The 8,706-nt window shown below is 71.3% G+C and carries 7 protein-coding genes; 5 read left to right on the forward strand and 2 right to left on the reverse strand.

From position 1 onward, the window contains the following. Positions 1–1,511, reverse strand: a 1,511-nt coding sequence (gene acs / locus QZX79_RS10140) for an acetate--CoA ligase (protein WP_294568139.1), incomplete at its 3' end; no start/stop codon positions are given. A gap of 304 nt (positions 1,512–1,815) precedes the next feature. Between acs and QZX79_RS10145 the strand changes: the two genes are divergently transcribed. Genes QZX79_RS10145 through QZX79_RS10155 form a run of 3 tightly spaced genes read left to right on the forward strand, consistent with a single transcriptional unit; the run spans position 1,816 to position 4,787 of the window. Beyond that, on the forward strand, positions 1,816–3,270 hold the full coding sequence (locus tag QZX79_RS10145) for a hypothetical protein (RefSeq protein ID WP_294568141.1): 1,455 nt from the start codon (positions 1,816–1,818) through the stop codon (positions 3,268–3,270). Between the two features lie 45 nt (positions 3,271–3,315). Then, on the forward strand, positions 3,316–4,113 hold the full coding sequence (gene nth / locus QZX79_RS10150; protein ID WP_294568144.1) for an endonuclease III: 798 nt from the start codon (positions 3,316–3,318) through the stop codon (positions 4,111–4,113). Beyond that, complete coding sequence (locus QZX79_RS10155; protein ID WP_294568146.1) at positions 4,110–4,787, forward strand: CoA pyrophosphatase; 678 nt, start codon at positions 4,110–4,112, stop codon at positions 4,785–4,787. Before nth ends, QZX79_RS10155 begins: the two co-directional genes overlap by 4 nt. Positions 4,788–4,955: 168 nt before the next feature. Here QZX79_RS10155 and QZX79_RS10160 read toward each other — a convergent pair whose 3' ends face one another. Beyond that, positions 4,956–6,647 (reverse strand): bifunctional 3'-5' exonuclease/DNA polymerase, encoded by a 1,692-nt coding sequence (locus QZX79_RS10160; protein ID WP_294568149.1) that lies wholly within the window; start codon positions 6,645–6,647, stop codon positions 4,956–4,958. A gap of 179 nt (positions 6,648–6,826) precedes the next feature. Between QZX79_RS10160 and ssd the strand changes: the two genes are divergently transcribed. Next, entirely contained in the window at positions 6,827–7,846 is a 1,020-nt protein-coding gene (gene ssd, locus QZX79_RS10165; protein WP_294568147.1) for a septum site-determining protein Ssd, read from the forward strand. 80 nt (positions 7,847–7,926) lie between these two features. Beyond that, a partial coding sequence (locus QZX79_RS10170; RefSeq protein ID WP_294568151.1) for an ATPase, T2SS/T4P/T4SS family occupies positions 7,927–8,706 on the forward strand: 780 nt, incomplete at its 3' end.

Below are 8,706 nucleotides of genomic sequence, written 5' to 3' on the forward strand. Positions count from 1 at the left end.
ATATTGTCGAAGCGTGACCAATAGGTCTGCTTGAAGCGCTCCGGATCACCCCAGATGCCGCGCAGCATCGCCGGCCACGGCTCGCGGATCACAAGATAGCCGCCGGCGCCGTTGGGCACCGATTCGCCCATCTCGTCGACGACGTCGACGGCGATGCCGGGCATGGCCACCTGGGCGGAGCCCGGCTTGGTGCTCGTCACTCCGGGCAGGGGGGCGATCATGTGGGCGCCGGTCTCGGTCTGCCACCAGGTGTCGACGATGGGGGCCTTCCCGCCGCCGATGATCTCCCGGTACCACATCCATGCCTCGGGGTTGATGGGTTCGCCGACGGAGCCCAGGACGCGGATCGAGGAGAGGTCGTACTTCTTCGGGATGTCCCGGCCCCACTTCATGAACGTGCGGATGGCCGTCGGCGCCGTGTACAGGATGGAGACCTTGTACTTCTCGATCAGCTCCCACCACCGGCCCTGGTGCGGGGTGTCGGGCGTCCCTTCGTACATGAGCTGGGTGGCGCCGTTCACCAGCGGCGCATAGGTGACGTAGCTGTGCCCGGTCACCCAGCCGATGTCGGCGGTGCACCAGAAGACATCGGTCTCGGGGCGCAGATCGAACGTGTACTTGTGGGTGAACGCCGTCTGGGTCAGGAACCCGCCGGTGGTGTGGAGGATGCCCTTGGGCTTGCCGGTGGTTCCGGAGGTGTAGAGGATGAACAGGGGGTGTTCGGAGTCGTGCGCCACGGCGGTGTGCTCGTTGGAGGCGGTGTCGACGACGTCGTCCCACCAGACATCCCGGCCCTCGGTCCATTCGACCGGTTCGTTGTTGCGCCGGACCACCACCACGTTGGTGATGGTCGATCCCTCCTTTTCCAGCGCGGCGTCGACGGCGGGCTTGAGGGCGCTGGGCTTGCCGCGCCGGTAGGTGCCGTCGGCGGTGACGACCAGCTTGGCCTCGGCGTCGTCGATCCGGCTGCGCAGCGCATCGGCGGAGAAACCGCCGAACACCACCGAGTGGACCGCTCCGATGCGGGCGCACGCCAGCATGGTGATGACCGCCTCGGGGATCATCGGCAGGTACACCGCGACGCGGTCGCCCTTCTGCACTCCAAGGGATTCGAAGGCATTGGCCGCCTTCTTCACCGATTCGGTGAGCTCCGCGTAGGTGTAGCTGCGCGTGTCTCCGGACTCGCCTTCGAAATGGATGGCCACGCGGTCCCCGCGTCCCTCCTCCACGTGCCGGTCGAGCGCGTTGTAGGCGGCGTTGAGCTTCCCTCCGACGAACCACTTGGCGAACGGGGCTTCGGACCAGTCGAGGGTCTGGGTGAAGTCGGTCTCCCAGGAAAGGCAGGCCCGGGCCTGGTCCGCCCAGAACTCCGTCCCCCTGCTGCGTGCCTCCTCATAGAGGGAGGGCTGGGCGAGAGCCTGCGCGGCGAATTCCTCGCTGGGAGGGAAGCGGCGTTCCTCGTGGAGCAGGTTTTCAAACGCGTCGCCTTGCCTCTGGGCGCTTTCGGACATTTCTTACCCCTCTGCGGCTCGATCCATTCCTGGCTGAAATCCAGGCCGGCGCAGCGGTTCCGCTGCGCAGATGCACTTCCCGAACATTATCGGCCAGTTCGCCGGACTTGTGTCAGCGATCACACTCCAGATGTGAAAGGCCGACTTTGTGCGTTGAGCGGTTCCACCGCCCCGGCCCCGGCGCCCCGCGTGCTAGTGAAAGGGGATCGGGGGTGGCTACTGTGGAGGAAGGACATGGGCAGCCGGTGCCGCACCGGGTGCTTCCGTGCGGCCGCGGGCCGCCGCCACGAACGGGAGAGCAACGATGACCGAAGATTCGAAGAACCGGACGGCAGGCGTGGGCGCGCAGCCGGACGCCGCGACCGCCCGATCCTCTGCCGATGCCAGCGGCGGTGCCTCCGCTGCTGACACCGCCGTCGTGAAGCCGGTTACCGGGAAGTCCACAGGCAAGTCCCCAGAGAAGTCGACCGGAACGTCCACTGCGACGACCAGTGCTGCGTCCGCCGCGATGTCCGCTGGCAAGCCCACCGGGAAGTCCACCGGGACCTCCACCGGGACCTCAACTGTGACGGACCCGGCTGCCGGCGCCGCCACCACGGCCGTGCGTCCCGGTCCGGGCACCGAAGGCCCGTACAGCTCCAGCAAGGCGGTGCTCGGGCGGTTCACCCTCCGGGAGGTGGTCCTGCTGGCCTCCGCCGCGGTGATCTTCCTGGGGACACTGCTTCCCTTTTTCCGCGGAGAGGTGCGCTACGCGAACTTCTGGAACACCCTTCCGCTGTTCTTCGTGGGCATCGGCATCCTGCTCCCCGTCGCCGCCGCGGCCCTGGTCATCGGGCGGCGGCAGGGGGCCTCGGGCCTGCGGGTCGGTTCGTTCTCGGTCGACCAGTTCGCCTCGATTGCGGCGGCACTGGCCGCGGCGTTCTTCTTCCTCCAGACCATGACCGCCTTCCACATCGGCCCGCTGGTTTCGCTGATCGGCGCCGTGGGCATGCTGGCGGCAACCGTCCTGGCCCCGCACCTGCCGTTCTTCGCCAAGGACTTCAAGGAACGCGCCGAGGCTCCGGCCCATCCAGTGGCCCGCGCCGTCCTGCCCACGCAGCCGAAGGCTCCCAAGGCCCCCAAGGCGCCGAAACCGGCCAAGGAGGAGAAGGTCAAGCAGCACTCGGTTGAGGTTCCCGTTTCAGGTACGGCTCAGCCGGCAGCTGCCTCCGGCGCGGGCTCGACGCCCGCTCCGCAGGCTCACGGCGGAGCCCAGGCTCACGGTGGAGCCCAGGCCGCGGCCGGCGCCGCCGGGCGCGCAACGGCCGCAGCCGCCGCTTCGCCCTCCGCCGGGGCTGTGGGCCAGCCCTCGGGCCGAAGCTTGGCCGATGGCGCCGGAGATCCGGCGGCCGGTGCCCGGCAGGCGCAGACTCCGGACCCGGGAACTCCGGATTCCGCCACCGCAGGCGCCGGTGCGTCGTCGGACGCGCAGACCCGCGTCCAGCCGGTGACCGAGGCCGGCCCCCGCCAGCAGGAAACCATCTCGGCCACCCGGAGCGCCGACGAGGAGCAGGTGGTCGAGGCGTTCTGGTTCGCCGTCGGCACGCCCCGGCCCGTCGTGGACGAGCAGTCCGGCCGCCAGCTCTTCATCGTGCAGCCCGGCGACTGGGAAGTGGGCATCGAGGACCGCGGCACCGAGTTCCTCGTGCAGGACAAGAGGACCGGGCAGATCGGCGTCATGCACAATCTCACCAACATCGAACGGGCACCGCGGGAGTAATCCCCGCTGCCCTCCGACAGCACACCAGGCACGGGAGGCCGATTCATGAAGGGGCACACCAAGGAGGCCGTCTCGGCCACGGCCCTGAAGCGGCGCGCCCGCCGGATCAACCGCGTGCTCGGGGAGGTATACCCGTATGCCCACGCGGAGCTCGACTTCCGGAACGCCTTCGAGCTCCTCGTAGCCACGGTGCTCTCGGCCCAGACCACCGATGTGCGGGTCAACCTCACCACGCCCGTGCTCTTCGAGCGGTACCCGGACGCCCGGTCGCTCGCCGAGGCCGATCCTCTGGAACTGCAGGAGCTGATCCGGCCGACCGGGTTCTTCCGGGCCAAGGCGAACAGCCTGATGGCCCTGGCGAACCGCCTGGTCGACGAGTACGACGGGGAGGTGCCGGGCCGGCTCGAGGATCTTGTCACGCTCCCCGGGGTGGGCCGGAAGACGGCCAATGTGGTGTTGGGCAACGCCTTCGGGATTCCGGGGATCACCGTCGACACCCACTTCGGCAGGCTGGCGCGGCGCTTCGGCTGGACCGGGTCGGAGGATCCGGTCAAGGTCGAGATGGAGGTGGGTGCGCTGTTCGAGCCGCGGGACTGGACGGATCTTTCGCACCGCCTCGTCTTCCACGGACGCCGGATCTGCCACGCCAAGAAACCCGCCTGCGGTGCCTGCCCCGTCGCGGCGCTCTGCCCCTCCTACGGCGAGGGGGAGGTGGACCCGGTGAAGGCGGCAAAGCTGCTGAAGTACGAACTGGCACCGGGGCGTGAGGAACTGCTCGGGCTGATGCGCAGCGGGCAGACCCGGACCGAACTCCGCGCGGCCGGATACACCCTCGGAACGTGAGCGCCTACCAGTCCCTCCGCGACTACGCGGAGTCCATGAAGGACGCTGACTCGCTTGACCTGCCGACCGCCTGGCGCCTGCGCATCCTCAACCCGAAGAAGGCGCGGCGGGCGGCGGTGCTGATTCTCTTTGGGACGGCCGATGACCATCTGGCGCCCGGCCACCCGGCCACCGCGCCGGCCGACCTCGACCTCCTGCTGGTCCAGCGCGCGGATTCCCTCAACAACCATCCCGGGCAGGTCGCCTTCCCCGGTGGTGCCATCGACCCCGGCGACGCCGACGAGCGGGCGGCCGCCCTGCGGGAGGCACAGGAGGAGACCGGGCTGGAGCCTTCGGGAGTCGAGGTGCTCTGCGCACTTCCCGAGGTCGGACTGCCCTTTAGCAACTTCCTGGTCACGCCCGTGCTCGGCTGGTGGCTGCTGCCCACCCCGGTCGGCGTCGTGGACGAGGGCGAATCGGCCCAGGTCTTCCGCGCGCCCGTCCGGGACCTGCTGAATCCGGCCAACCGCAGAACGGTCGCGTTCCAGCGCGGCGGTTCCACCGGCCTCAGCCCCGGCTTCGTCCTTCCCGAGGCCACGGTGTGGGGCTTCACCGGGATGCTTCTCAGCTCCCTGTTCGATGCCCTGGGCTGGACCGAGCCGTGGGACGAGTCGCTGGTCATCCCGCCGCCCTGATCCCGTGACCCTGACCCCGTGACCCTGGCCCCGCTGGGGTACGGGTCCTCCCGCCGAGTGTGCAGATAACCCCCTTTTGCGGCGGGCAGAGCGTGGTGATGTGCAGTTTCGGCGTGGAGCGGAGCCTGATTTTGGGGCGGGCGGCAGACGGTGGACGGCGGGCGGACGCTACTTCGCGTCGGCGTAGGAGCGCACGACGATGACGTTGACCGCGAATTCGATCGGTATCCTGCCGAACATCAGCTCCGTGGCCGCCGCGGCTGACTCCTCGATCAGCCGGCTGACCTCGCCGGCGCGCTCCTCCGGCACATGCAGCATGACCTCGTCGTGCAGGAAGAAGACGATTCCCGTCACGGCCGCCGCGCCGCCCAGCAGGCGGAGCCTCCGGCGGACCTCCGCCAGCCAGCACAGAGCCCATTCCGCGGCCGTCGACTGCACCACGAAGTTCCGGGTGAAGCGGCCCCGCGACCGGGCCGCGGCGTCGGCGCGGCGCTGCTCCTCCGCACTGGTGGTCCGCTGCGCTGCCCGCCACCGTTCCGAGGCCGGCGGGCAGCCCCTCCCGAGGTAGCTGCCGACCGTGCCACCGGATTCGCCGACCCGGGCGGCCGCTTCGACGACGCCGATCGCCCGGGGGTAGGTGCGGGCGAGCTGGGGCATCAGGCGCCCGGACTCGCCCGTCGTCGCTCCGTACATGGCACCGAGCATCGCGAGCTTGGCCTTGGCGCGGTCCCCGCCGAAGCCCTGCTCGGCGATGCCCTGGTACAGGTCCTTGCCGCGGGCGGCGGTGGCCAGGGCCGAGTCCTGCGCCAGCGCGGCCAGGACACGCGGTTCGAGTTGGGCCGCGTCGGCGACGATCAGCACGTGGCCCGGGTCGGGGCGGACGGCGTCCCGCACCATCTTCGGGATCTGGAGCGCCCCGCCGCCGCGGGAGGCCCACCGCCCGGAGACCACCCCGCCGACGACGTACTCGGGGCGGAAGCGGCCGTTGTCCACCCAGGTGTCGAGCCAGGTCCAGCCGTTCGCCGTGAGCAGCCGGGAGAGCTTTTTATAGGCGAGCAGGGGCTCGATCGCCCGGTGCTTCTGCTGCTCAAGCTCCCAGGAGCGGGTGGTGGCCACCTCGATGCCCGCCCGGTGCAGTGCCCGGATGAGCTCCTGGGGCGAATCCGGGTTCAGCGTCGGGCTGCCGAGGGCCTCCCGAAGTTCGGCGGCCAGACGTTCGAGGGCCGGTGGGCGCTGGCCCTCGGGCGGGCGGGTACCCAGCAGCCGCTCGAGCAGCTCCTCGTGGATGTCACGCCGCCAGGGCAGGCCCGTCGATTCCATCTCGGCGGCCAAAAGCGCGCCGGCCGACTCGGCCGCCAAAAGGAGGGAAAGCCGGCGGGGGTGGGTGGAGTCGGCCACCGTCTGCAGCTGGGAACGGAACTCCGCGGCGACGGCCGCGGCCTCGGGTCCGGATGCAGTAGGCACGTCATCGAACAGGCTGCTCTGGTTGGGTGCGGGCGGGGGAGGCAGGATCTGGCGCGGCACGGACGGCTCTTCTCCGTCCACCAGGCGCGAGCGCAGTTCCTCCGCGTAGGCCGAGGAGGAGCAGTAGGGGGAGAGGGCAAGGACGGCACGGGCGAGCGCAAGGTCGTGGCAGCGTTCCAGACTGATGCCCGCCGCGAGCAGCCCCGGATACCAGGCACGCGTGGTTTCCCAGACCCAGCGGGGCGAGCCGGTCTCGAAGCGGGCGAAGGTGCTGTGCAGGTCTTCGGCGGCGGCATGTACCGCAGGTCCCGACGGCGCGCCGGCGGCGTCGAGGGGTTGGAAGACGGCGGCGGCGTCCCGGTCGGTGCTGGGCGGGTGCGCCACGACGACATACATGTCCTCATTCTGCCCGTCCCGGGACGGGAGTGCGGGCAGCAGGGCCGCCGGGACGGCCCGCTGATCGGCAGCGTTGTCCACATACGGGGCGGCCGCCGCCAGCGAGAACCGCGGCCGCACACCCTTGAAGGATGACGGAACGGCGTTCCTGGACTCCCGCAGGCACGGAGGACCAGCGGGTGGTGCTTGTGGGTGCGGCGCAGGCCCTGCGGGATGAGGCTGCGAGGGTTGCGGCGGCGGCCGGGGTGGCACTGATCGTGGCGTCCTCGGTGCCCGAAGCGCTTCGTCATGCTCCCTCGGTGCTCCTGCTTGCCCCGGATGCTGGCGGGGGGAGCCTCCCGCACGGGTGTCCGGTGATCCTGGTCGGCCTGCGGGAGGAGGAGGACGCCGTCTGGTCCGCGGCGGCCACGCGGGGTGCCGGCAGGGTGGCGATCCTGCCACAGGCCGCCGGGTGGCTCGCCGAACACCTGGGCCGGGCGCGGTCGGCGGCCGCGGGTGGGGTGCTCGGCGTCCTCGGGGCGGCAGGAGGAGCCGGGGCGAGTACGCTCAGCTGCTGGCTCGCCGACGGCGCCGCATCGACCGGTGCCGCGACCCTCCTGATCGACGGGGACCCGCTGGGCGGAGGCATCGAACAGGCCCTCGGCGACGCCGCCGCCGGGCTGCGGTGGCGCGATTTGGAAGGCGTGCGCGGGGCGCTGAATCCCGCCCAGTTCGCGGCCGCCCTGCCGCGGCCCGCCGGCTTCTCAGTGCTCTCCCATGGTCCCTTCCCGGCGGCGCCCGTCGGGGCTTCCTCTGCTGCCGGTCCGGTTCTGGACGCCGCGCGGCAGGCGTTCCAGCTGACCGTCGTCGACCTCGGGACCGCAGGGGGCCTCGATGATGCGCTCCTGGCCTCCTGCGGCAGCGTGGTGCTGCTGGTGCCGGCCCGGCTGCGCCCGGTCGCGGCGGCGGCCGTCCTGCTTCCTCGGTTCTCGCCCACGCCGGTGCGCGTTGTGCTGCGCGGACCCGTCCGGGGAGGACTCCTGCCGCACCGGGTGGCGGAGGTGCTGGAGGTGCCCGAGCCTGCCTTCCTGCCGCATCTGCCCGGCGTGCCGGCCGCCGAGGCCCAGGGCCGGCTCCTGGAGCGGGGCCGCCATCGCTCGGTCCGCAGGCTTTGCCGCGGTCTCCTCGAGACCGCCCTTGACGGCCGGGACGCGGCATGACCGGGGGTCTTCCCGGCTCCCGGCCCCGCCGGGGTGAGCGGGTGACGGCCGGAACCCGGGCCGGTGGAACCGACCCGGACATGGTCGACCTCGTCCGCCGCAGGGTGGTCGCAGGTTCGGCGCCGGTGACCGGCGCCGGGCTCGCGGAGGCCGTCCGGTCCACGGGCAGGCTCCTGGGTTCCGAAGGGACCCTCACCGCCGTCGACGGTATCCGGGCCGAACTCCAGGGCCTCGGGCCGCTGCACCGGCTCGCCCAGGACGACACGGTCACCGACATCCTCGTGAACGGGCCCGCGGAGGTCTGGGTGGATGGTGCCGGCGGGCTGCGGCACGTGCCGCTGGCCTTCGCCGGGGACGACGACGTCCGGGCCCTCGCCTCCCGGCTGGTGGCGGCCGGAGGACGCAGGCTCGACGACGCGAATCCGTGCGTCGACGTCCGGCTCAGGGGCTTCCGGATCCATGCGGTGCTCCCGCCGGTCTCGACGGCGGGAACTCTGCTGTCCATCCGCATCCGCCGGGAGCGGGTCTTCACGCTGTCCGAACTGTGCGCCTCGGGTGCCGTCCCGGCGGACCTTGCCGCCATTCTGGCGCAGGTCGTGCATCGTCGGCTGAACTTCCTCATCAGCGGGGCAACCGGGACGGGCAAGACCACGCTGCTCTCGACCCTGCTGGGGCTGAGCAGCCCGGCCGAACGCCTCGTCCTGGTGGAAGACGCCGCCGAGCTCAACCCGCTCCACCCCCACGCCGTCGGCCTTCAGTCCCGCCACGGGAACGTCGAGGGCGCCGGCGCGGTCGACCTGGCGGAACTGGTGCGGCAGGCCCTGAGGATGCGCCCGGACCGGCTGATCGTCGGGGAGTGC

Origin of the sequence: uncultured Arthrobacter sp. (assembly GCF_902805515.1) — a bacterium.
Classification (GTDB): Bacteria; Actinomycetota; Actinomycetes; order Actinomycetales; family Micrococcaceae; genus Arthrobacter_D.